Origin of the sequence: Streptomyces sp. NBC_01224, assembly GCF_036002945.1 — a bacterium.
Classification (GTDB): domain Bacteria; phylum Actinomycetota; class Actinomycetes; order Streptomycetales; family Streptomycetaceae; genus Streptomyces.
The window spans coordinates 5,401,885-5,423,789 of record NZ_CP108529.1; the positions used below are offsets into that span (position 1 = coordinate 5,401,885).

The following is a 21,905-nucleotide window of genomic DNA, read 5'->3' on the forward strand; positions in this document are numbered from 1 at the left end:
GGTGGACCGGCCCGGTGTCCGAGGTGTTGCGGGTGGTACAAAGAAGCCCCGCTCGACTGTCGTAACGCCGCGGGATCCATGCCCGATTCGCTCCTTTCCGGGGAGTTCGGGGGGTCTTGTTGGACTCTTCGAGCCCTGCGGAATCGCGGGGGAGAACGGAACGGGTACCGGACCGCACGAAGGGGGACGTGCTGATGACCCAGCCGCCCAGCCAGCAACCGCCGCAGGGAGGCTTCGGCGCACCGCAGGAGCCGCCGCAGGGGAGTCCTCAGCCGCCTCAGGGTCCGCCGCCGAGTGGTCCGCCGCAGACCCCGCCGCCCGCGCAGCCGCCCCAGGCGCCGCCCGCGCAGCAGGCCCCGCCGCCCGGCTACGGCTACCCGCAGACGCCCGGTCAGGCGCCGGGCCAGGCCCCCGGTTACGGCTACCCCCAGCAGCCCGGCCCGTACAACCAGCAGCAGCCGGGCCCGTATGCCCAGCAGCCCGGTCCGTACAACCAGCAGCCGGGTCCGTACGGGCAGCAGCCGGGTCCGTACGGGCAGCAGCCCGGTCCGTACAACCAGCAGCCCGGTCCGTACGGTCAGCCGACGCAGCCCGGTTACGGCTACCCGCAGCAGTACCCCGGCGCACCGGCCTCCGGCGGCCCCGTTGGTCAGGGCGGCGGCAACTCCCCCAAGCGCAAGCCCGCGTTGATAGTCGGCGCCGCGGCCGTCGCGCTCCTGCTGATCGGCGGCGGCATCTACATCGCCACGCGCGGGAGCGACGGCGACAAGAAGCCCGTCGCGGAGAAGAGCGGCGACGCCAAGCCGAGCAGTTCGCCCTCCGTCAACGAGGGCAACGGCAACGGCGACGGCCGCGAGGTCGATGACGACCTCAACGCCGGGCGCAAGGAGGGCGAGGCGAAGGTTCTCTGGCTGCAGAAGAACGACATCGACCTGCCGGGCAACGGCTCGGACGTGTACGGCCCCTGGGTCGTCGGTGACACCGTCGTCAAGGGCATGTACCGTGCCATCTCCGGCTACTCCGTGGCCGACGGCAAGCAGAAGTGGACGCTGAAGCTGCCCGCCGACCTGTGCGCGGCGCCGTCGCAGCCCACCACCGACGGCAAGATCGTCATCGGGGTCGAGAACGGCACCACCGACAAGGCCGACTGCGCGGACCTCCAGATGATCGACCTCAACACCGGCAAGGCCGGCTGGAAGAAGTCGATCAAACAGAACGGCGTCTGGGACCTGATGGCGAACATCTCGCTGGCCATCAGCGGCGACACCGTGGCGGTCGGGCGCACCGGCAACTCCAACGCCTTCCGGGTCAGTGACGGCAAGGAGCTGTTCGGCAACCAGCCCGGCGACTGCCAGCCGTTCGCCTTCGCGGGCGGCCCCAAGCTGATCGCCGCCTCCAGCTGCCGCACCGATGACGTCGGCAATCCCCAGCATCAGATCCAGGAGCTCGACCCGGTCACGGGGAAGCCCCGGTGGACGTACCGGCCCAAGCGCGGATGGGAGATCGACCGGGTCTACTCGGTGAGCCCGCTGGTGACCTCCCTGAAGAAGGACAAGGAGTGGAGCGTCCTCTCCCTCAAGGAGAACGGCTCGCTCCGCTCCGGACTCGTCAGTGACAAGGGCGACAAGTTCGCGACGGACTGCGGCAACGTTTTCGCCATCTTCGGCAACTCCCTGGACGGTTGCACCGGCGTCGCCGCCGACGCCAACACGTTCTACATGTCGACCGCGCCGGACTCCAGCGGCATCACCGATACGAACAAGGTCGTGGCGTTCAACCTGAACACCGGCCGGTCCAAGTGGAAGGCCGCGGCTCCGGCCGGGCGCACGGTGAAGCCATTGCGCATGGAGGGCGGCAATGTGCTGCTCTACGTGAAGGCCGGGTACAACAAGGGCGGCGGGATCGCCACCCTCGCACCGACCGGTGGCACGCCGCAGATGGTGCTGCGGCACCCGGTGTCGACGGCCCAGATCGAGAGCTCCTTCTACAACCCGAAGATCGTCTACGCGGACGGCCGTTCCTTCATCGCGAGCGGACGGATCAGCGCGAGCAACGACAAGGAAGAGCTGGAGATGAAGACCATGATGGCCTTCGGTAACTGACGGCTCACCAAGGCTTTCGACGGCCCCGACCCACCAACTCCCTTTCCCCAGAGGTACGTACGCCATGACGCAGCCCCCACAGCCGCCCAACGACCCGCCCCAGGGCGGATTCGGTGCCCCGCAGGACCCCCCGCCGGGCGGGTTCGGCGCACCGACCCCGCCGCCCGCCGACCCGTTCGGCAAGCAGCCGGCCACCCCGCCCGCGGGCGGATTCGGTGCCCCGCAGACTCCTCCGCCCGCGGGCCCGCCGCAGCAGCCGGGCCCGGGTTACGGCTATCCGCAGGGTCAGCCCCCGCAGCCCGGTTACGGCTACCCGCAGGGTCAGCCCCCGCAGCCCGGTTACGGCTACCCGCAGTCGCCCGTGCCCGGCCAGCCGCAGCAGGGTTACGGATTCCCGCAGGGCCTGCCGCCCGGCCAGCCGCCGCAGCAGGGGTACGGCTACCCGACCACCCCGATGCAGCAGCCGCACCCGCCGCAGCAGAACGGGAACGGGGGCAAGAAGTTCACCACCCGGATGCAGATCATCGTCGCCGCGTCGGTCGCCGTCGTGCTGATAGTCGCCACGGGCATCTGGTTCTCCTCCAGCGGTGGTGACGACGGCAAGAAGGGCAAGGCGTCCCAGTCCAGCGGCGGCACCACCGAGGACAAGGGCGGCGGTCAGGGCGGCGCTGCCGATGGCGCCGGCAAGGAGAAGGCACCGGCGGACCCCAAGTCCAGGGTTGTGTTCCAGTTGCCGGAACCGAAGGTCGATGAAGTCACCAAGGTCAACGGTTCCTGGCTGACCGACAAGGCGTATGTGAAGACCGGCCTGAACGAGATCGTCGGCTACGACGCGGCCAAGGGCACCAAGCTGTGGTCCATCCCGCTGGCGGGCCAGGTCTGCGCCGCCTCCCCGCACATGTCCAAGGACTACAAGACGGCCATCGCCTTCGAGGAGGCCAAGCCGACCAAGGCCAGGAAGTACCAGCCGTGCAACCAGATCGGTGCGATCGACCTGAACACCGGCAAGCTGATGTGGAGCAAGTCGGTGACCGCCGCCACCAGCGGTGACCAGCCGCTCAGGTACAGCGGGGTCACGCTCAGCGGCACCACGGTCGCCGCGGCCGGCACCGAGGGCGGCGCGGCGTTCGACCTGAACACCGGCGCCGAGCGCTGGAAGCCCAAGGTCTCCGCCGACGGCTGCTACGACGCGGGCTACGCCGGTGGCGAGGCGCTCGCCGTCGTCCGCAGCTGCGGTACGTACGACGACCCGCAGCTCGTCATCCAGGCGCTGAACCCGACCACCGGCGCCCCGCTCTCCTCCTACAAGATGCCGCCCGGTGTCGACTACGCGAGCATCGTCTCCACCAAGCCGCTGGTCGTCGCGGCCGACGTCGGCGACACCGCCGGTGACGGCAGCGGCATCTCGGACTTCTTCTCGATCGACGCCTCCACCGGCAAACTGCTCACCAGGATCGCGGCGGACGGCGAGAAGTACGCCGCGCGCTGCGAATCCACCGAGGTCGAGAGCTGCCGGAAACTGGCCGTCGGCAACAACCGCATCTACGTGCCGACCGAGGACCACGAGGGCACCGGCGAGTACGGCGACACCAACGAGATCGTCTCCTTCGACCTCACCACGGGCAAGCCGACCAGTGACCGGGCCGATGCGGGCGAGCGCTACACGATGTTCCCGGTCCGCATGGACGGCGGCGACATCATCGCGTACAAGGCGCCCCCGTACGACAAGGGCGGCCAGATAGTCTCCATCGACGGCTCCACCTTCAAACAGACGGTGCTGATGGAGAACCCGAGCGAGAAGTCCGTCCACGACGCCGAGACCAGCTTTACCGGAGACTACTCCGAGATGCTCTACTCCGGTGGCCGGCTGTGCATCTCCCAGACGATGATCAGCAAGGGGGGCGGGGCCTCGCTGACCGACAAGGAGTACCTCGCCGTCTCTTTCGGCACCAGCTGATCCCGTACGCAGTACCTGTGACCCGGCCCTGCCGGTCGATCATTCGACCGGCAGGGCCGATCGTTTTCCGCCCGTCGAGCGGCCCTGAATGGCACATAATCCGACACTCCGGGGGCCTTCTGCCGGGTTAGGGGTCCGGAACGTCGAACAAGCGTGTAGCTTGCCGGGTCAGGGCGGGCCGGGGGGCCTGGTGCCGGTGCTATGGGGGTGTGCTCGATGGGCGTGCGGCTCATGGTGGTCGATGATCACCGACTGCTCGCCGAGGCGCTCGCCTCGGCGTTGAAACTGCGGGGCCACCGGGTGCTCGCGGCGGCCGCGCCGACTTCGGGGGCGGCGGAACTGGTGGTCAGCAGGGCGCCGGAGGTCTGCTTGTTCGGCACCGCGGCACCTGCCGAACCCGGCGCCTTCGACCCGATCGTACGGATCCGGCGCGAGCGCCCTCAGGTGGCCGTGGTGGTGCTCGGGCCCGTGCCCAGCCCGCGCGGGATCGCGGCGGCTTTCGCGGCAGGCGCCGCGGGATATGTCCGGCACGACGAGCGCATGGAGGGCGTCGAACGGGCGATGGTCAAGGCGCGAGCCGGAGAGGCCGCGGTGGCGCCGCAACTGCTCCAGGGCGCCTTCGCCGATCTGCTGAATCCGGTCGCGGCGCCGGACGACGAGGGGCAGCGGCTGCTGCAGATGCTCACCCCGCGCGAGGTCGAGGTCCTGATCCGGGTCGCCGAGGGTGAGGACACCCGGCTGATCGCGGCCGGGATGCGGATCGCGTCGAGCACCGCGCGTACACATGTGCAGCGGGTGCTGATGAAGCTGGGTGTCGGCTCCCGGCTGGAGGCCGCGGCGCTCGCGGCCCGCACGGGACTGCTGGACCGGGCGGTGCCGCTGGACAAGCAGGGGCCCGGCGGCATCGGGTGATGCCGCCGGGCCCCTGCTGAAGGCGGTACGTCAGCCGTCCGCCGGTTCCGGGCCGTCGGCCGGCGCCTGCGCCGGGCGCAGCTTCAGCCAGACGAGGAAGAACAGCCCGAGGACCAGCATGGCCAGGCCGGTCCACAGGTTGATGTGGACGCCCTGGGCCTTCTTCAGGTCCGCGTCGGACGGGTTGATCCCGGCGATGGTGACGATCACGCCGTAGACCACGAAGAGGCCGCCGATGATCCGCCGGATGTCGAAGAGACGGGCCGCGGTCGCGGACTTCTGCTCCAGTTCGGAGACTTCCTTGTGCAGGTCGGACATGGTGAGTTCCTCCGATCAGAACGAGTACGGGACGTAGCACAGGGCGGCGAGGACGATCGCGCCCCAGCCCAGCAGGGCCGGCTTGCGGTACCAGGCGCTGTCGCCCTCGGCCGGTGCCTCCTCGGCGTCCGGGGACTCGGTTCCGTAGACCAGACCCGCCAGTTCGGCCTCGGGCTTCGGGGCCGTGAAGAGCGTGACGGCGACCATGACCACCGCACCGGCGACGAAACCGACGATCGCGGAGACGAAGTTGGCGCCCTGGTCGGTGGGGATGTCGATGATCCCCTGCTTGTAGATCACGAAGTAGTTGACCATCGCGGCGGTGGTGCCCGCGACCAGACCCCAGACACCGGACTTCATCGAGGCCCGCTTCCAGAACATGCCGATGATGAAGACCACGAACATCGGGACGTTGAAGAAGGAGAACAGCGTCTGGAGGTAGCTCATGATGTTGGAGAAGCTGGCGGCGATGAAGGCCGTGCCGATGGAGGCCAGCACCCCGATCGCCGTGATCAGCCGGCCGAAGCGCAGGTAGTACGCATCCGGCTGGTCCTTCTTCACATAACGGGCCCAGATGTCGGTGGTGAACACCGTGTTGAACGACGACACGTTCGCCGCCATGCCGGCCATGAACGCGGCCAGCAGACCGGTCACCGCGATGCCGAGCACACCGTTGGGCAGCAGCTCCTGCATCAGCAGCGGGATCGCGTCGTTGTAGGTCAGGTCGGAGCCGGGGGTACCGATCTTCGGTACGAGAACGGCGGCCACCAGGCCCGGGATCATCACCAGGAAGACGATGAAGATCTTCGGGAACGCGGCGATCAGCGGGGTGCGCTGGGCGGCGGAGAGGTTCTTCGCGGACAGGGCGCGCTGCACCTCGGCGAAGTTGGTCGTCCAGTAGCCGAAGGAGAGCACGAAGCCGAGGCCGAGGATGATCGTCAGCCAGTTGGCGCCGAGCGGGTTGGCGTCACCGATGCCGGTGCCGCCCCAGGCGGAGAGGAAGTCGGAGCCGTGGCTCTTCTCCAGTGAACCGGTCAGGCCGTCCCAGCCGCCGACGCGCTTGAGACCCAGCAGGGTCAGCGGGATCAGCGCGGCGAGGATGACGAAGAACTGCAGCACCTCGTTGTAGATCGCCGAGGAGAGACCGCCGATGGTGATGTAGATCAGGACGAAGAGGCCCGCGACCACGATGGCGACCCACTGCGGCCACCCGAGCAGCGCCTCGACGACGATCGACAGCGCGTAGAGGTTGACGCCCGCGATCAGGATCGCCGCGAAGGCGAAGAGTACGGAGCTCAGCAGGTGCGCCGACTTGTCGAAGCGCTGGAGCAGGAACTCCGGTACGGACCGGACCTTCGACCGGTAGTAGAACGGCATCATCACCAGGCCCAGGAAGACCATGGCCGGGATGGCACCGATCCAGTACCAGTGCACGACCGCGACACCGTACTGCGCGCCGGTCGCTGCCATGCCGAGGATCTCGGTGGCACCGAGGTTGGCCGCGACGAAGGCGAGCCCGGTCACCCAGGCGGGGAGTGACCGCCCGGAGAGAAAGAAGTCGAGGCTCGTCTTCACGCTCGCCCGTGCGGCAAAACCTATGCCGAGGACGACGACGAAGTAGATCGCCAGGATCGTGTAGTCGAGCCCGTTCGTGGGGAGCCGAAGCCCTTCGGCCAGGTAGTGCATGTGGGGGTACTCGCTTCGTTGCGCGAACTGAACTCGAAGGAAACTACGCTCTTGCGTTCAAAAACTGAACACTTTTCCTGGGGATCTTTGTTTGATTGTGATCGTTTAGCCAGTAAATCCAGGCCGGAGGCGCCAGAGATCCTGCTCACATGTGCCTTGTCGGCGTCATTGACGCGTCTGTTGACTTGTGATTCATTGTGTTTGATTATGTTTGGAGGAACCTGGTGAAGAAGACGGTTACGACGCTTGCCGACGGCCGGGAGCTGCTCTACTACGACGGTTGTGACGATGTCGTGCGCGACGCCGTCGACCGCCGGCCCCTCGACGCCGTCTCGACCTCGTCCGAGATCCGCCGTGACCCGTTCCTGGGTGACAGCGTCGCCATCGCCTCGCACCGCCAGGGCCGCATCTACCACCCGCCGGCCGACGAGTGCCCGCTCTGCCCCTCGCGGGACGGCCGGCTGAGCGAGATCCCCGAGGCGGACTACGACGTCGCCGTCTTCGAGAACCGCTTCCCCTCGCTCGCCGGTGACTCCGGCCGCTGCGAGGTCGTCTGCTTCACCTCCGACCACGACGCGTCGTTCGCCGACCTCACCGAGGACCAGGCCGCCCTGGTCCTGGCGGCATGGACCGACCGCACCGCCGAACTCGCCGAGCTGCCGCAGGTCAAGCAGGTGTTCTGCTTCGAGAACCGGGGCGCCGAGATCGGCGTCACGCTCGGCCATCCGCACGGGCAGATCTACGGCTACCCCTTCGTCACCCCGCGCACCGAGCTGATGCTCCGTTCGATGGAGGCCCACCGTGCCGAGACCGGCCGCAACCTCTTCGACGACGTCGTGGCCCGCGAGGAGAAGGACGGCTCGCGGATCGTCATCAGTGGCGAGCACTGGGTCGCCTTCGTGCCGTACGCGGCGCACTGGCCGTACGAGGTCCACCTCCACCCCCGCCGCCGCGTCCCCGACCTGAGGGAACTCGACGAGGCCACGCGCACAGAGTTCCCACAGATCTATCTGGAACTCTTGAGACGATTCGACCGGATCTTCGGCCCCGGCGAGCCGCCGACCCCGTACATCTCGGCCTGGCACCAGGCGCCGTTCGGTGTCCCGGGACGGCAGGACTTCGGGCTCCATCTGGAGCTTTTCACCATCCGACGTACCTCCGGCAAGCTGAAGTTCCTCGCGGGTTCCGAATCCGGCATGAATGTGTTCATCAACGATGTGCCGCCGGAGGCCGCGGCCCAGCGACTGCGAGAGGTAGCGAGCGAATGAGCAAGCCCCAGAAGAAGTACCTGGTCACGGGTGGCGCGGGTTATGTCGGCAGCGTGGTCGCCCAGCATCTGCTGGAGGCCGGTCACGCGGTCACCGTCCTCGACGACCTCTCGACCGGGTTCCAGGAGGGCGTCCCGGCCGGGGCCGAGTTCATCGAGGGCCGCATCCAGGACGCGGCGAAGTGGCTGGACCCCTCCTACGACGGGGTGCTGCACTTCGCCGCGTACTCGCAGGTCGGCGAGTCCGTCGTGGACCCGGAGAAGTACTGGGTGAACAACGTCGGGGGCTCCGTGGCACTGCTCGCCGCGATGCGGGACGCCGGGGTGCGGACCCTGGTCTTCTCCTCCACCGCCGCGACCTATGGCGAACCGGTCACCTCCCCCATCACGGAGTCCGACGCGACCGCGCCCACCAACCCCTACGGCGCCACCAAACTCGCCGTCGACCACATGATCACCGGCGAGGCGGCTGCGCACGGACTGGCCGCCGTCTCGCTGCGCTACTTCAACGTGGCCGGGGCGTACGGCGGTTGCGGGGAGCGGCACAGCCCCGAGTCGCACCTCATCCCGCTGGTCCTCCAGGTCGCCCTCGGACAGCGGGAGTCGATCTCCGTGTACGGCGACGACTACCCGACCCCCGACGGCACCTGCGTCCGCGACTACATCCATGTCGCCGATCTCGCCGAGGCCCACCTGCTGGCCCTGGACGCGGCCACCGAGGGCGAGCACCTGATCTGCAACCTCGGCAACGGCAACGGCTTCTCGGTGCGCGATGTCATCGAGACCGTCCGTGAGGTCACCGGCCACCCGGTCCCCGAGACCGTGGCCCCGCGCCGCGCCGGTGACCCCGCCGTGCTGGTCGCCTCCGCCACCACCGCCAGGGAGCGGCTCGGCTGGACGCCGTCGCGCGCGGACCTGACCGGAATCGTCTCCGACGCCTGGACGTTCGCCCGCCGAGAGGAGCCCACCGCCCCATGACCGGGAACAGTGAGCTGACCGCCGCCTTCACCGAGCTGTACGGGAGTGCCCCCGAAGGGGTCTGGGCGGCACCCGGCCGAGTGAATCTGATCGGCGAATACACCGACTTCAACGACGGTTTCGTGATGCCGCTCGCGCTGCCGCACACCGCGCGGGCCGCCGTCGCCCGCCGCACCGACGGCGAGCTGCGGCTCCACTCGACCGACGTACCGGGCGGTGTCGTCCGGCTCCGGGTCGACGAGCTGGCCCCGCACCAGGGGCACGGCTGGGCGGCGTACCCGGCCGGAGTCGTCTGGGCGCTGCGCGAGGCCGGTCACCCGGTCACCGGGGCGGACATCCAGCTGACCTCCACCGTTCCCACCGGCGCCGGGCTCTCCTCCTCCGCGGCCCTCGAAGTCGTCACCGCGCTGGCTCTGAACGACCTCTTCGAACTGGGGCTCTCGGCCTCGGAGCTGGCGGTCCTCGGCCAGCGCGCCGAGAACGCGTTCGTCGGCGTGCCGTGCGGGGTCATGGACCAGATGGCATCCGCCTGCTGCACCGAGGGCCACGCGCTGTACCTCGACACCCGCGACCTCACCCAGCGCCAGGTCCCCTTCGACCTGGCTGCCCACGGGCTGCGGCTGCTGGTCGTGGACACCCAGGTCAAGCACGCGCTCGGCGACGGCGCGTACGCCGAGCGGCGGGCAGGCTGCGAGGCGGGGGCCGCCGCGCTCGGCCTGCGAACGCTGCGCGAGCTGCCGTACGAGGGTCTCGGCGCGGCCCTGGACGCCCTGGCCGAGGCCGGGGTCGACGAGTCCGTGGTGCGTTACGTACGCCATGTGGTCAGCGACAACGAGCGGGTGGAGCAGGTCATCGCGCTGCTCGACGCGGGCGACGTGCGGGGCGCGGGCCCGGTCCTCGACGCGGGGCATGTCTCGCTCCGCGACGATCTGCGGGTCTCCTGCCCGGAGTTGGACCTGGTGGTGTCGGCGTCGGGCGAGGCCGGGGCGCTCGGTGCGCGGATGACCGGTGGTGGCTTCGGCGGCTCGGCGATCGTGCTGGTGGACGAGGCGCAGGCGGACATGGTCGCCAAGTCCGTACTGGAGGCGTTCGCTTCGGCGGGGTACGCGGCGCCGCGGATCTTCCCCGCCATCCCTTCGGCGGGTGCCCGACGCCTCAGCTGAGGTTCTTGGTCAGGATGAATTCGGTGATTCCGGGCGGGTAGTTCTCGACCCGCCCGCTCACCTCGTAGCCCCGCTTCCGGTAGAAGTCCGGAGCCTGGAAACCCCAGGTCTCCAGTCGGGAGCGGGTGCAGGCCCGGTCGGCCCCGGCCACCCGTTCCGCCTCGGCGAGCAGCCGTGAGCCGAGGCCGCGGCCGCGGTGGCGGGCGTCGACCCAGAGCTGGTCCACATGAAGCCAGTACGCCCAGGTGCGGCCGGTCAGACCACCGGCGACAGCGCCCAGCTCGTCAAGTACCCACACTTCCAGGGGGATTTCCTGACCGGCGGGGTCGGTGCGCAGCGCGCGGAGCTCAGGGGAGCCGGCTGTGTTGTCGTCGCGCAGTCGCCGACTGAGCAGGGTGCGCCGCCCTTTGTCCACTTCTGTCTCAAGACGGAACATGTAACACAGCCTACGGAGCAGAGCCTGTCAGTTCTGCGAATTTCCTTCCGACCCGGCGCCCCGGCCGTACCCTGATGCACAGCACCGGTGGGGGCCGGTGCTGATTCAGGGGTACGAGACAGTCGGGTACGGCGCCCGGGGCGGGTTGCAGTCGAAACACGGCGGCGGCCGTGGGACTGCGGTCCATTTCCCCGATCCGGGCGGCCGTACCCGCGCCGTTCCGTCCCTTCGGCGGGCCGGGGGTGGCCCAGCAACAGAGGCAGTTTGGGGGTGCCTGTGGTTCGTATCCGGGTTCTCGTGGTGGACGACCACCGCATTTTCGCCGAGTCGCTCGCAGCGGCGCTCGCGGCCGAGCCGGACGTCGATGTGGCGGCGGCGGGCAGTGGCCCCGCCGCGCTGCGATGTCTGGAACGGGCGGCCGCCGAGGGGCGAGGCTATGACGTGGTGCTGATCGATGCCGAACTGGGCACCCTGGCCGGGGCGAGGGAGCGCCGGGCACCCGTTCCGGTCCCCCGCAGCGGGGAGAACGGCCCGGTGGACGGCATCTCGCTGGTCGCCGGGGTCCGTGCGGGCCGGCCTTCCGTGCATACGGTGGTGCTCGCCGAGAAGGACGACCCGCTCCGGGCCGCGCTGGCGCTGCAGGCCGGGGCCTCGGGCTGGGTCGCCAAGGACTGCTCACTGCAACGCCTGCTCACGGTCATCCGGGGGGTGCTGCGCGACGAGACACATCTGCCCCCGGCCCTGCTCACGGGCGTGCTGCGGGAGCTGACGGCGGCGCGCAAGCACCGCACCGAGAGCGAGGAGCTGGTCGAGTCACTGACCCCGCGCGAGCGCGAGGTGCTGCGCTGCATGGTGGCGGGCCTGGGCCGCAAGGCAGTGGCGGAGCGGCTCTACCTCTCCCCGCACACGGTGCGTACGCACATGCAGAACGTGCTGGGGAAGCTCGGCGTGCACTCCACGCTGGCCGCGGTCGCGCTGGCCCGGCGGGCGGGTGTCGGACCGGTCGATCCGGAACCGGCCCTAGCCGGGGATGTTGTCGAACGGAGCAGTCAACTGGCGTAGCAGTCCGGCCAGTTCACCGCGCTGCCGGGCGGAGAGCTCGCCCAGGATGGCGCGCTCCTGGGCGAGCAGGCCGGCCAGCGACTGGTCGGCCTTGTCGCGCCCCTCGGCGGTGAGCCGGACCAGCACGCCGCGGCGGTCGCTGGGGTCGGGGAGCCGCTCGACGAGGTTCTTCTTGGTCAGCCGGTCGATGCGGTTGGTCATCGTGCCCGAGGTGACCAGGGTCTGGGTGAGCAGCTGGCCGGGGGACAGCTGATAAGGATCACCCGCGCGGCGCAGCGATGTGAGTACGTCGAACTCCCACGGTTCCAGATTGTGCTCGGAGAAGGCGATCCGGCGGGCCCGGTCCAGATGGCGGGCCAGGCGGGAGACGCGGCTGAGTACCTCGAGTGGTTCCACGTCGAGGTCGGGGCGCTCGCGGCGCCATGCAGCGACCAGTCGGTCGACCTCGTCCTCCATGTGGATCAGTGTAGAGGGTCTGTCGACATGAAGTCTCTTGAATTCGAGTGTCTTGACATCAAGATACTTCTGGCGTGATCCTTGTGCCATGACCACACCCACCTGGGATCCGCAGCAGTACCTGCGCCACGCGGACCATCGCACCCGCCCATTCCACGACCTCCTGGCCCGCATCGCCGAGCCTCCGGCTGCCCCCGCGCCCCGTGTCGCCGACCTCGGCTGCGGAGCGGGAAACGTCACCACCCTCCTCGCCGACCGCTGGCCGAAGGCCCGGATCACCGGCTACGACAACTCCCCGCAGATGCTGGAGCGGGCCCGGGAGCACGCCGGCCCCCTCCTGGACTTCGCCGAGGCCGACGCCACGACCTGGACCCCCGCGGAGCCGTACGACCTGATCGTCTCCAACGCCCTGCTCCAGTGGGTTCCCGGCCACACCGCGCGCTTCCCGGTCTGGCTGGACGCGATCACCCCCGGCGGCACGTTCGCCTTCCAGGTCCCCGGCAACTTCGACCAGCCCAGCCATGTCCTGATGCGGGAACTCGCCGGGTCCCCGCGCTGGCGCGACCGGCTGGCCGGCGAGCTGCGCCACGACGACGCGGTGCTCGGCCCCGCCGCCTACCTCGACGCGCTGACGGCCCCCGGCATCACGGCTGACGTCTGGGAGACCACGTATCTGCATCTGCTGCCCGGCGAGGACCCGGTGCTCGACTGGGTGAAGGGCACCGGCCTGCGCCCCGTCCTGACGGCCCTCGCCGACGACCCCGAGGCCCGCGAGGCGTTCCTCGCCGAATACCGCGACCAGCTCCGCACCGCCTACCCCAAGGGCCCGCACGGCACGGTGTTCCCGTTCCGCCGCATCTTCGCCGTGGCCCGCAAGGAGACGTGATGATCGCCGCCGTCGACCACGTCCAACTGGCCGCCCCCGAAGGTTCACAGGACGCGCTGCGCAGGTACTACGTGGACGCCCTCGGCATGACGGAACTCGCCAGACCCCCCGCACTCGCGGCCCGCGGCGGCTGCTGGTTCCAGGCCGGCCCGGTCCAGCTCCACCTGGGCATCGAACCTGACTTCCGCCCGGCGAAGAAGGCCCACCCGGGCCTGCGCGTCACGGATATCGAGGCATACGCGGCGCGACTGAAGAAGCACGGCGCCGAGGTGCGCTGGGACGACGAACTGCCGGGGCACCGGCGCTTCTTCAGCCACGACCCGGTGGGGAACCGGCTGGAGTTCCTGGAGCCGGTGGGCCACTGAGCGACACGGCGCGTCCTGCGCCTTCCGCGTGAAGGAGCACTGCGGCGCGGCGTCGCGGTCGCGGGCCCAGGAGGCCGGCCACCGTCGCGGCCTTCGAATCCAAGGCGGAGGCAACTGACGACAACGCCGGAGGCGGAGGTCCCGGACGCCGCGACGCCGCTGACAACCGCGGGCGAGGTCGTAAGTTCCCTGGAGGCAAAGGATATTGCCCTTACCGTGCCCTTCCGTCCCTGGGTCCCCGCGCCTGCGCCCACCTAGCGTGGCTCCATGCGTAGCCACGAGAGCCCCGGGCAGACACACAGCACGCCGCCCGCGTCCCCCGTACGGAACAGCCGCGGCCCCCGCGCCTCCGCGGGACTGCAGAGCACCATGGGCAACGCGGCCGTATCGCAGCTGATCACGGTGTCCCGGATGATGACCGAGGGCGATTTCAAGCAGAGTACGGCGACCTTCGGACCACGCGGCCGCTCCGAGATCGCCAAGGTGGACAACGCGCTCAGGGCGTTCTACGCCCTGCCGGACGACAGACCGGGTGCCCGGCTGCTCGCCCTCAAGGACATCGTCAAGGCGTGCGGCGACTATGCCGCCCACAAGGCCGAGGGAGGGTCGCGCGTAGGGGGCGCCCAGCAGCTCGGCCAGCAGGCCGCGGCGGCGCAAGGACAGCTGGACCCCGAGGCGGTCTTTCGGGACCTGCTGACCGAACTCGACCGCATGATGAGCGAGGGGAAGAACCCGGACCTCGACATCCGCATGCCGGCCGGTGAGGCCCAGAAGGCGGCGCAGGCAGTCCCCGCGGACCGGTTCCACGCGATGATGGGCGACTTCGTCCGGAAGCTGGGGGCGCTCCGTGAGGACCCGGCGCTACCTGAGGAGACGCGCGCCGTCATCGGGGAACTGATGGCCGTGGTGCCCCTGGTGACCGTGATGCAGTACCCGCAGGGCGGCATGCCGGGCATGAAGCTCAACCCGGCCACCGACGGCGGCGGCCCGGCGTTCACGTTCAACGTCGACACCCAGGCCAGGGGCGGCACCTCCTTCCTGCTGGGGCACATCGCCCACGAGCTGACCCATGTCGCGGCCCACCAGGCGTTCGGCAGCAGCCCGGTGATGGAGCTGGTGCAGTCCGGGGCGACCGATGAGGAGGTCGCGGCGCTGGCGGCCGAGCGCAAGCAGGCGCTCAGCGATCTGAAGGCGGAGCTGGCCGGAAACCCCGAGTTCGACGAATTCCAGCGAGGGATGCTGGAGGAAAAGCTGGTCTACGGCGCTCAGCCGCACAAGCTGGAGCGGTACGCGGAAGCCTTCGCGCAGCCCGGCAAAGACAAGCCGGCCAAGATCACCCCCGAGCAGAAGGACCGCCTGGTCGGCTGGGGCAGAGCGGCCGGAGACGCGTCCGGCACGCTGGTCGAGTACGACACCGTGCTCAACCAGATGCTGATCTATCTGCACATGTGGCAGACCAGCCAGGACAACCCCTTCTATGTGCGGCTGCGGGCGGTGGCCCAGGCGGCGTACGACCGCCGGAGCCGCGCCCGCCGGTCCACCGGCCAGCCGACGGATCAGCCGTCGTAGAACGCTTCGCGGCTCCGGTATCCGGGCTTCGAAGGTCGCGCACAGCCCTGTGCCGGCTGTACCCGGCGACGCGTTTGCCGCGCTGCTCGGCAAAGTCCCCAGCCGGCCCCGGCACGCCGGCCCCTCAGCTCTTGCGGTGCCCTATCAGCCGGGGCTTCGACTCCAGGTTCTCCAGGCCGTGCCAGGCCAGGTTCACCAGATGGGCCGCGACCTCCGCCTTCTTCGGCTTGCGGGCGTTGACCCACCACTGGCCGGTCAGGGCGACCATGCCGACCAGCGCCTGGGCGTACAGCGGGGCCAGCTTCGGGTCGAAGCCGCGGGCCTTGAACTCCAGGCCCAGGATGTCCTCCACCTGGGTGGCGATGTCGCTGATGAGGGAGGCGAAGGTGCCCGTCGACTGGGCGACGGGGGAGTCGCGGACCAGGATGCGGAAGCCGTCCGTGTACGTCTCGATGTAGTCGAGCAGGGCGAACGCGGCCTGTTCCAGGAGTTCGCGGGGGTGGCCCGCGGTCAGGGCGCCGGTGACCATGTCGAGGAGCTGGCGCATCTCGCGGTCGACCACGACGGCGTACAGGCCCTCCTTGCCGCCGAAGTGCTCGTAGACGACCGGCTTGGAGACGCCGGCCCGGGCCGCGATCTCCTCGACCGAGGTGCCCTCGAAGCCCTTGTCGGCGAAGAGGGTGCGGCCGATGTCCAGCAGCTGCTCGCGGCGTTCCTTGCCGGTCATCCTCACCCGGCGGGTGCGCCGGACGGAGGGGGGACGGTTGTTCTCGCTGCTGGTTCTGGAGTCGGTCGCCACGTCGTCAATCATGCCGCGTCGGCGCGCGCGGGGTCGCGCCGGGAGCCGATACGGCGGGATTCGATCCGGGCGGAGTCCGGCCAGCGCACGTCGTACGCCCAGCCCAGTTTCTCGAACCAGCGGATCAGCCGGGCGCTCGAATCGATCTGGCCCTTCATCACGCCGTGGCGCGCGCTCGTCGGGTCCGCGTGGTGCAGGTTGTGCCAGGACTCGCCGCAGGACAGGACCGCGAGCCACCACACGTTGCCGGACCGGTCACGGGACTTGAAGGGGCGCTTGCCGACCGCGTGGCAGATGGAGTTGATCGACCAGGTGACGTGGTGCAGCAGGGCCACCCGCACAAGAGAACCCCAGAAGAAGGCGGTCGCCGCGCCCCACCACGACATCGTCACCAGACCGCCGACCAGCGGCGGGAACGCCAGCGACACGATCGTGAAGGTGAGGAAGTGGCGGGAGATCCCGCGGATCGCCGGGTCCTTGATCAGGTCGGGGGCGTACTTCTGCTGCGGGGTCTGCTCCTCGTCGAACATCCAGCCGATGTGCGCCCACCACAGGCCCTTCACCAGGGCGGGGAGGCTCTCACCGAAACGCCACGGCGAGTGCGGATCGCCCTCCGCGTCGGAGAAGCGGTGGTGCTTGCGGTGGTCGGCCACCCAGCGCACCAGCGGGCCCTCCACGGCCAGCGAACCCGCGACGGCCAGAGCGATGCGGAGCGGGCGCTTCGCCTTGAAGGAGCCATGGGTGAAGTAGCGGTGGAAGCCGATCGTGATGCCGTGGCAGCCGATGAAGTACGTCGCCACGAGCAGACCCAGATCGAGCCCGCTCACGCCTCGGCCCCAGGCCAGCGGCACCGCGGCGACCAGCGCCACGAACGGCACCACGATGAACAGCAGAAGGGCGATCTGTTCGATCGACCGCTTGTTGTCCCCGCCGAGCGTGGCGGCGGGAAGGACCTGACCGTCGGCCGCCGACGGCTGGGTGTCGTCGATCACAGCGGGGCTGGTGTTCATGGGGAGTCCCCTGGGGATGAGGAATACGACGGATAGCTCTGGCTACGCATCCGTAACCTACGGCTACGTAAGTATTGCAGCGCGGAGGCCCGCTGCACGAGAGCGCGACGGGCCGCCCGAGGAGGGAAAACCCGATCGGGGCGCGAGCGTTGCCGACGGCGTGGACACCTATCCTGGTGGGGTCGGACAGCGCGGTCCGCACTCTGCTTCCCGGGGTGTCGTCAGCACCAGGCCCCGGAGATCCCCGTGCTCAACCACTGCAAGGAGCCGCACACTGTGAGCAGTGCCGACCAGACCCCCGCCGCCAGCCCCGAGCTGCGCGCCGACATCCGCCGCCTCGGTGATCTGCTGGGCGAGACCCTCGTACGCCAGGAGGGTCAGGAGCTCCTCGACCTCGTCGAGCGGGTCCGCGCCCTGACCCGCACCGACGGTGAGGCCGCGGCCGAGCTCCTCGGCGACACGGACCTGGAGACCGCCGCGCAGCTCGTGCGCGCCTTCTCCACCTACTTCCACCTCGCCAACGTCACCGAGCAGGTCCACCGCGCCCACGAGATGCGTGACCGGCGCGCCGCCGAGGGCGGTCTCCTCGCCCGTACCGCCGACCGGCTGAAGGACGCGGACCCGGTCCACCTGCGTGAGACCGTCAAGAACCTCAACGTACGGCCCGTCTTCACCGCGCACCCGACCGAGGCCGCGCGGCGCTCCGTGCTGAACAAGCTCCGCCGCATCGCCGAGCTGCTGGAGACGCCCGTCATCGACGCCGACCGGCGCCGCCAGGATCTGCGGCTCGCCGAGAACATCGACCTCATCTGGCAGACCGACGAGCTGCGCGTGGTCCGGCCCGAGCCGGCCGACGAGGCCCGTAACGCCATCTACTACCTCGACGAGCTGCACACGGGCGCCGTCGGGGACGTACTCGAAGACCTGGCGGCCGAGCTGGAGCGGGTCGGCGTCGAGCTGCCCGCGGGCACCCGCCCCCTCACCTTCGGTACGTGGATCGGCGGCGACCGCGACGGCAACCCCAACGTGACGCCCGCCGTCACCCGGGAGGTGCTGATCCTTCAGCACGAGCACGGCATCACCGACGCGCTGGAGCTCATCGATCATCTGCGCGGGCAGCTCTCCAACTCCATCCGCTACACCGGCGCCACAGACGAGCTGCTGACCTCGCTCCAGGCCGACCTGGAGCGCCTCCCCGAGATCAGCCCGCGCTACAAGCGGCTGAACGCCGAGGAGCCGTACCGCCTCAAGGCCACCTGCATCCGGCAGAAGCTCGTCAACACCCGCGAGCGCCTCGCCGGCGGCACCCCGCACCGCCCCGGCTGCGACTACCTCGGCACCGCCGAGCTCATCGCCGACCTGGAACTCATCCAGACCTCGCTGCGCGAGCACCGCGGCGGCCTGTTCGCCGACGGACGGATGAACCGCACGATCCGCACGCTCGCCGCTTTCGGCCTGCAGCTCGCCACCATGGACGTACGCGAGCACGCGGACGCCCACCACCACGCCCTCGGCCAGCTCTTCGACCGGCTCGGCGAGGAGTCCTGGCGCTACGCCGACATGCCGCGCGACTACCGGCAGAAGCTGCTCGCCAAGGAGCTGCGCTCGCGCCGCCCGCTCGCCCCGACCCCGGCCCCGCTGGACGCCGCGGGCGAGAAGACCCTCGGCGTCTTCCACACCATCAAGGAAGCCTTCGAGCGGTTCGGCCCCGAGGTCATCGAGTCGTACATCATCTCGATGTGCCAGGGCGCCGACGACGTCTTCGCGGCCGCCGTCCTGGCCCGCGAGGCCGGACTGCTCGACCTGCACGGCGGCTGGGCCAAGATCGGCATCGTGCCGCTCCTGGAGACCACCGACGAGCTGCGCGCCGCGGACGTCATCCTCGACGAGATGCTCGCCGACCCGTCGTACCGCCGCCTCGTCTCCCTGCGCGGCGATGTGCAGGAGGTCATGCTCGGGTACTCCGACTCCTCCAAGTTCGGCGGCATCACCACCTCCCAGTGGGAGATCCACCGGGCGCAGCGCCGGCTGCGCGACGTCGCGCACCGCTACGGCGTACGGCTGCGGCTCTTCCACGGCCGCGGCGGCACCGTCGGCCGCGGCGGCGGCCCCTCGCACGACGCGATCCTCGCGCAGCCGTGGGGCACCCTCGAAGGCGAGATCAAGGTGACCGAGCAGGGCGAGGTCATCTCCGACAAGTACCTCATCCCGGCGCTCGCCAGGGAGAACCTGGAGCTGACCGTCGCGGCCACCCTCCAGGCCTCCGCGCTGCACACCGCGCCCCGCCAGTCCGACGAGGCCCTGGCCCGCTGGGACGCGGCGATGGACACCGTCTCCGACGCCGCGCACGCCGCGTACCGCAGGCTGGTCGAGGACCCGGACCTGCCCGCGTACTTCTTCGCCTCCACCCCCGTCGACCAGCTCGCCGAGCTGCACCTCGGGTCGCGTCCGTCGCGGCGTCCGGACTCCGGCGCCGGTCTGGACGGGCTGCGGGCCATCCCGTGGGTCTTCGGCTGGACCCAGTCACGGCAGATCGTGCCCGGCTGGTACGGCGTCGGCTCCGGGCTCAAGGCGCTGCGCGAGGCCGGTCCGGACACCGTTCTGGACGAGATGCACGAGCAGTGGCACTTCTTCCGGAACTTCATCTCGAACGTGGAGATGACGCTCGCCAAGACCGACCTGCGGATCGCCCGCCACTATGTCGACACACTCGTCCCGGACGAGCTGAAGCATGTCTTCGCCGACATCGAGGCCGAGCACGCGCTCACGGTCCAGGAGGTCCTGAGGGTCACCGGCGGCTCCGAACTGCTCGGCACCAGCCCGGTGCTGCAGCAGACCTTCGCCATCCGGGACGCCTACCTGGACCCGATCTCCTATCTCCAGGTCTCGCTGCTGGCCCGCCAGCGCGAGGCGGCGGCACGCGGCGAGGAAGCGGACCCGCTGCTCGCCAGGGCCCTGCTGCTCACCGTGAACGGTGTCGCCGCGGGTCTGCGCAACACCGGCTGAGCCCCCCGGACGCGGGTGCGGCCCTGCTCAGAGGGCGAAGAACGTCGCCACCAGCAGGACCGCGCCCGCGATCCCGGTCCCCCAGGCGATCCGGGGCAGCCGCATACCGCCGCCGATGACCAGGGCGGCCAGCAACAGCGCACCGCCCAGCGGCACCCAGGCATGCAGGAAGCCGGGTGTTCCGGTGCGTACGACATCGTCCGTGCCGGGCTTCACGACGACGGGGAAGCTGTCGCCGCGCCGCGCCGCGACAGACTTCTCGATCGTCACCCGGGAGCGCGCGGCGGCCTGACCGGACGGCGCGAACGGTCCGGTGCAGACATCGGCGCCACAGCCCGTGACGGTCATCGTGCCGTGCTCGCGGCCCTTGGCCAGAACGATGTGGTGCGCCGAGTCCCAGGAGGACAGCACACCCGCGACGATCAGCAGCAGGACGACACAGCCCAGGGCGGCGCTGCGGGCGTGGACCAGGGCGCGGTGGGAGGAGCTCCGCTTCATGGGCAGCGATCCTTGGGCAGAGCAACGCTCGCGGTCAACTCATGGCCGAAAAACGCCGGGGTACCGGCGGGAATGTCAGAGTTGTACACGTTGCTGCGGGTGTCAGGAGTTGTATGCGCTCTGCGCGCGCTCCAGACCCTCCGCGAGCAGGCACTCCACCGAGTCGGCGGCCCGGTCCACGAGGTAGGCGAGCTCCTTGCGCTCGGTCGACGAGAAGTCCTTCAGCACGAAGTCCGCGACCTGCATCCGGCCCGGCGGCCGGCCGATCCCGAACCGGACCCGGTGGTAGTCGGCCCCCATCGACTTGGTCATCGACTTGAGCCCGTTGTGCCCGTTGTCGCCGCCGCCCAGCTTCAGCCGGAGTGTCCCGTAGTCGATGTCCAGCTCATCGTGGATCGCCACGATGTGGTCGGTCGGCACCTTGTAGAAGTCGCGCAGCGCGGTGACGGGGCCGCCGGAGAGGTTCATGTACGACATCGGCTTGGCCAGGATCACCCGGCGGTTCTCGGGTCCCGGCGGGCCCATGCGGCCCTCGACGACCTGAGCCTGGGCCTTCTGCGCACGCTTGAACTTCCCGCCGATCCGCTCGGCGAGGAGGTCGGCGACCATGAAACCGACGTTGTGCCGGTTCGCCGCGTACTCGGGACCGGGGTTGCCGAGGCCCACGATGAGCCAGGGTTCGGTGGCGTCGGACATCTGCGCTCGGTCTCCTCGCGTACGGATGGTTCCGGATGGCCCGGTTACAGGGAAACGGGGCGGCGGGCCCTCGAAGAAGGAACCGCCGCCCCGTCAGTGAAGCAGGGAAGGCGAGGCTCAGGCCTCGGCGCCCTCGCCCTCGCCCTCGGCGGCCGGCTCCTCGGCCTGCGCGGCGACGACCTGGAGCACGACGGCGTCCTCGTCACCGGCCAGCACGGAGCCCTTGGGCAGCGGGACGTCCTTGGCGAGGATCGAGTCGCCGGCGTCCAGGCCCGCGATGGAGACCGTGACGGAGTCGGGGATGTGGGTGGCCTCGGCCTCGACGAGCAGGGTGTTCTGCACGTACTCCAGGAGGTTGCCGCCCGGGGCCAGCTCGCCCTCGACGTGCACGGCGATCTCGACGTTGACCTTCTCGCCGCGCTTGACGGTCAGCAGGTCGACGTGCTCGATGTCGCCCTTGAGCGGGTTGCGCTGCACGGCCTTGGGGATGACCAGGGCGTCCTTGCCGTCGATCTCCAGACCGATCAGGACGTTGGCGGTCTTGAGCGCCATCATCAGGTCGTGGCCCGGCAGGTTGATGTGAACCGGCTCGGCACCGTGGCCGTAGACGACCGCGGGAACCAGGTTGGCGCGGCGGGTGCGACGGGCAGCGCCCTTGCCGAACTCGGTACGGACCTGGGCGGCGAGCTTGACCTCAGCCATGACTGCACTCCTCGTATGGTGACGAAACTTGGACGGT

The 21,905-nt window shown here is 69.8% G+C and carries 20 protein-coding genes; 11 read left to right on the forward strand and 9 right to left on the reverse strand.

All coding sequences use genetic code 11. The features are described 5' to 3' along the window. Positions 1–194 precede the first annotated feature (194 nt). From OG609_RS24285 to OG609_RS24295, 3 genes are all read left to right on the forward strand, one after another. Entirely contained in the window at positions 195–2,102 is a 1,908-nt protein-coding gene (locus OG609_RS24285; protein ID WP_327274755.1) for an outer membrane protein assembly factor BamB family protein, read from the forward strand. Between the two features lie 64 nt (positions 2,103–2,166). Continuing rightward, positions 2,167–4,059, forward strand: a complete 1,893-nt coding sequence (locus OG609_RS24290; protein ID WP_327274756.1) for an outer membrane protein assembly factor BamB family protein — start codon at positions 2,167–2,169, stop codon at positions 4,057–4,059. Positions 4,060–4,275: 216 nt separating this feature from the next. Next, a complete protein-coding gene (locus OG609_RS24295) occupies positions 4,276–4,971 on the forward strand; it encodes a response regulator transcription factor (protein WP_327274757.1) in 696 nt (231 codons plus the stop codon). Positions 4,972–5,001: 30 nt separating this feature from the next. On the opposite strand, the gene OG609_RS24300 is transcribed toward OG609_RS24295, so the two are convergent. Beyond that, positions 5,002–5,289 (reverse strand): hypothetical protein, encoded by a 288-nt coding sequence (locus OG609_RS24300; protein WP_327274758.1) that lies wholly within the window; start codon positions 5,287–5,289, stop codon positions 5,002–5,004. Positions 5,290–5,304: 15 nt separating this feature from the next. Continuing rightward, entirely contained in the window at positions 5,305–6,975 is a 1,671-nt protein-coding gene (locus OG609_RS24305) for a sodium:solute symporter family protein (RefSeq protein WP_327274759.1), read from the reverse strand. Between the two features lie 224 nt (positions 6,976–7,199). On the opposite strand from OG609_RS24305, the gene galT reads away from it, so the two are divergent. Genes galT through galK form a run of 3 tightly spaced genes read left to right on the forward strand, consistent with a single transcriptional unit; the run spans position 7,200 to position 10,383 of the window. After that, a complete protein-coding gene (galT, locus tag OG609_RS24310) occupies positions 7,200–8,243 on the forward strand; it encodes a galactose-1-phosphate uridylyltransferase (RefSeq protein WP_327274760.1) in 1,044 nt (347 codons plus the stop codon). Continuing rightward, entirely contained in the window at positions 8,240–9,220 is a 981-nt protein-coding gene (gene galE / locus OG609_RS24315; RefSeq protein ID WP_327274761.1) for a UDP-glucose 4-epimerase GalE, read from the forward strand. The genes galT and galE overlap by 4 nt, the downstream gene beginning before the upstream one ends. Continuing rightward, entirely contained in the window at positions 9,217–10,383 is a 1,167-nt protein-coding gene (galK, locus tag OG609_RS24320; RefSeq protein WP_327274762.1) for a galactokinase, read from the forward strand. Before galE ends, galK begins: the two co-directional genes overlap by 4 nt. On the opposite strand, the gene OG609_RS24325 is transcribed toward galK, so the two are convergent. Beyond that, positions 10,376–10,819 (reverse strand): GNAT family N-acetyltransferase, encoded by a 444-nt coding sequence (locus OG609_RS24325; RefSeq protein WP_327274763.1) that lies wholly within the window; start codon positions 10,817–10,819, stop codon positions 10,376–10,378. The two genes, galK and OG609_RS24325, sit on opposite strands and share 8 nt — an antisense overlap. 276 nt (positions 10,820–11,095) lie before the next feature. On the opposite strand from OG609_RS24325, the gene OG609_RS24330 reads away from it, so the two are divergent. Continuing rightward, complete coding sequence (locus tag OG609_RS24330) at positions 11,096–11,881, forward strand: response regulator transcription factor (protein WP_327278164.1); 786 nt, start codon at positions 11,096–11,098, stop codon at positions 11,879–11,881. Here the strand turns inward: OG609_RS24330 and OG609_RS24335 are convergent. After that, the gene (locus OG609_RS24335; protein WP_266360965.1) at positions 11,840–12,337 is read right to left on the reverse strand and encodes a MarR family winged helix-turn-helix transcriptional regulator; all 498 of its coding nucleotides are present in this window, start codon (positions 12,335–12,337) and stop codon (positions 11,840–11,842) included. The genes OG609_RS24330 and OG609_RS24335 overlap by 42 nt on opposite strands. An 88-nt stretch (positions 12,338–12,425) precedes the next feature. On the opposite strand from OG609_RS24335, the gene OG609_RS24340 reads away from it, so the two are divergent. From OG609_RS24340 to OG609_RS24350, 3 genes are all read left to right on the forward strand, one after another. After that, positions 12,426–13,223: a trans-aconitate 2-methyltransferase gene (locus tag OG609_RS24340; RefSeq protein WP_327274764.1), complete on the forward strand. Its 798-nt coding sequence runs from the start codon at positions 12,426–12,428 to the stop codon at positions 13,221–13,223. Further along, complete coding sequence (locus tag OG609_RS24345; protein ID WP_327274765.1) at positions 13,223–13,588, forward strand: VOC family protein; 366 nt, start codon at positions 13,223–13,225, stop codon at positions 13,586–13,588. The genes OG609_RS24340 and OG609_RS24345 overlap by 1 nt, the downstream gene beginning before the upstream one ends. 267 nt (positions 13,589–13,855) lie before the next feature. Continuing rightward, a complete protein-coding gene (locus tag OG609_RS24350; RefSeq protein WP_327274766.1) occupies positions 13,856–15,157 on the forward strand; it encodes a hypothetical protein in 1,302 nt (433 codons plus the stop codon). 124 nt (positions 15,158–15,281) lie between these two features. Here OG609_RS24350 and OG609_RS24355 read toward each other — a convergent pair whose 3' ends face one another. Together OG609_RS24355 and OG609_RS24360 are read right to left on the reverse strand one after the other, a co-directional pair. Continuing rightward, positions 15,282–15,968 (reverse strand): TetR/AcrR family transcriptional regulator, encoded by a 687-nt coding sequence (locus tag OG609_RS24355; protein ID WP_327274767.1) that lies wholly within the window; start codon positions 15,966–15,968, stop codon positions 15,282–15,284. Next, the gene (locus tag OG609_RS24360; protein ID WP_327274768.1) at positions 15,965–16,966 is read right to left on the reverse strand and encodes an acyl-CoA desaturase; all 1,002 of its coding nucleotides are present in this window, start codon (positions 16,964–16,966) and stop codon (positions 15,965–15,967) included. Before OG609_RS24360 ends, OG609_RS24355 begins: the two co-directional genes overlap by 4 nt. 276 nt (positions 16,967–17,242) lie before the next feature. Here OG609_RS24360 and ppc point away from each other — a divergent pair, with 276 nt between their 5' ends. Next, a complete protein-coding gene (gene ppc / locus OG609_RS24365) occupies positions 17,243–19,972 on the forward strand; it encodes a phosphoenolpyruvate carboxylase (protein ID WP_327274769.1) in 2,730 nt (909 codons plus the stop codon). A gap of 27 nt (positions 19,973–19,999) precedes the next feature. Here ppc and OG609_RS24370 read toward each other — a convergent pair whose 3' ends face one another. The 3 genes from OG609_RS24370 to OG609_RS24380 all read right to left on the reverse strand — a co-directional run bounded on the left by OG609_RS24370 (position 20,000) and on the right by OG609_RS24380 (position 21,868). Then, positions 20,000–20,470 (reverse strand): hypothetical protein, encoded by a 471-nt coding sequence (locus OG609_RS24370; protein WP_327274770.1) that lies wholly within the window; start codon positions 20,468–20,470, stop codon positions 20,000–20,002. Positions 20,471–20,572: 102 nt separating this feature from the next. Further along, positions 20,573–21,166: an aminoacyl-tRNA hydrolase gene (gene pth, locus OG609_RS24375; protein WP_114244947.1), complete on the reverse strand. Its 594-nt coding sequence runs from the start codon at positions 21,164–21,166 to the stop codon at positions 20,573–20,575. Between the two features lie 117 nt (positions 21,167–21,283). Beyond that, positions 21,284–21,868 (reverse strand): 50S ribosomal protein L25/general stress protein Ctc, encoded by a 585-nt coding sequence (locus OG609_RS24380; RefSeq protein ID WP_327274771.1) that lies wholly within the window; start codon positions 21,866–21,868, stop codon positions 21,284–21,286. Between the last annotated feature and the right edge of the window lie 37 nt (positions 21,869–21,905).

What these genes read in the sequence shown, in the direction of transcription:
- OG609_RS24355 (WP_327274767.1), bottom strand. Translation starts at nt 15,968, where the DNA reads ATGATTGACGACGTGGCGACCGACTCCAGAACCAGCAGCGAGAACAAC.
- OG609_RS24340 (WP_327274764.1), top strand. Translation starts at nt 12,426, where the DNA reads ATGACCACACCCACCTGGGATCCGCAGCAGTACCTGCGCCACGCGGAC.
- OG609_RS24285 (WP_327274755.1), top strand. Translation starts at nt 195, where the DNA reads ATGACCCAGCCGCCCAGCCAGCAACCGCCGCAGGGAGGCTTCGGCGCA.
- OG609_RS24335 (WP_266360965.1), bottom strand. Translation starts at nt 12,337, where the DNA reads ATGGAGGACGAGGTCGACCGACTGGTCGCTGCATGGCGCCGCGAGCGC.
- OG609_RS24380 (WP_327274771.1), bottom strand. Translation starts at nt 21,868, where the DNA reads ATGGCTGAGGTCAAGCTCGCCGCCCAGGTCCGTACCGAGTTCGGCAAG.
- OG609_RS24370 (WP_327274770.1), bottom strand. Translation starts at nt 20,470, where the DNA reads ATGAAGCGGAGCTCCTCCCACCGCGCCCTGGTCCACGCCCGCAGCGCC.
- OG609_RS24305 (WP_327274759.1), bottom strand. Translation starts at nt 6,975, where the DNA reads ATGCACTACCTGGCCGAAGGGCTTCGGCTCCCCACGAACGGGCTCGAC.
- OG609_RS24345 (WP_327274765.1), top strand. Translation starts at nt 13,223, where the DNA reads ATGATCGCCGCCGTCGACCACGTCCAACTGGCCGCCCCCGAAGGTTCA.
- pth (WP_114244947.1), bottom strand. Translation starts at nt 21,166, where the DNA reads ATGTCCGACGCCACCGAACCCTGGCTCATCGTGGGCCTCGGCAACCCC.
- OG609_RS24290 (WP_327274756.1), top strand. Translation starts at nt 2,167, where the DNA reads ATGACGCAGCCCCCACAGCCGCCCAACGACCCGCCCCAGGGCGGATTC.
- OG609_RS24325 (WP_327274763.1), bottom strand. Translation starts at nt 10,819, where the DNA reads ATGTTCCGTCTTGAGACAGAAGTGGACAAAGGGCGGCGCACCCTGCTC.
- OG609_RS24300 (WP_327274758.1), bottom strand. Translation starts at nt 5,289, where the DNA reads ATGTCCGACCTGCACAAGGAAGTCTCCGAACTGGAGCAGAAGTCCGCG.
- galE (WP_327274761.1), top strand. Translation starts at nt 8,240, where the DNA reads ATGAGCAAGCCCCAGAAGAAGTACCTGGTCACGGGTGGCGCGGGTTAT.
- galK (WP_327274762.1), top strand. Translation starts at nt 9,217, where the DNA reads ATGACCGGGAACAGTGAGCTGACCGCCGCCTTCACCGAGCTGTACGGG.
- OG609_RS24350 (WP_327274766.1), top strand. Translation starts at nt 13,856, where the DNA reads ATGCGTAGCCACGAGAGCCCCGGGCAGACACACAGCACGCCGCCCGCG.
- OG609_RS24295 (WP_327274757.1), top strand. Translation starts at nt 4,276, where the DNA reads ATGGGCGTGCGGCTCATGGTGGTCGATGATCACCGACTGCTCGCCGAG.
- OG609_RS24360 (WP_327274768.1), bottom strand. Translation starts at nt 16,966, where the DNA reads ATGAACACCAGCCCCGCTGTGATCGACGACACCCAGCCGTCGGCGGCC.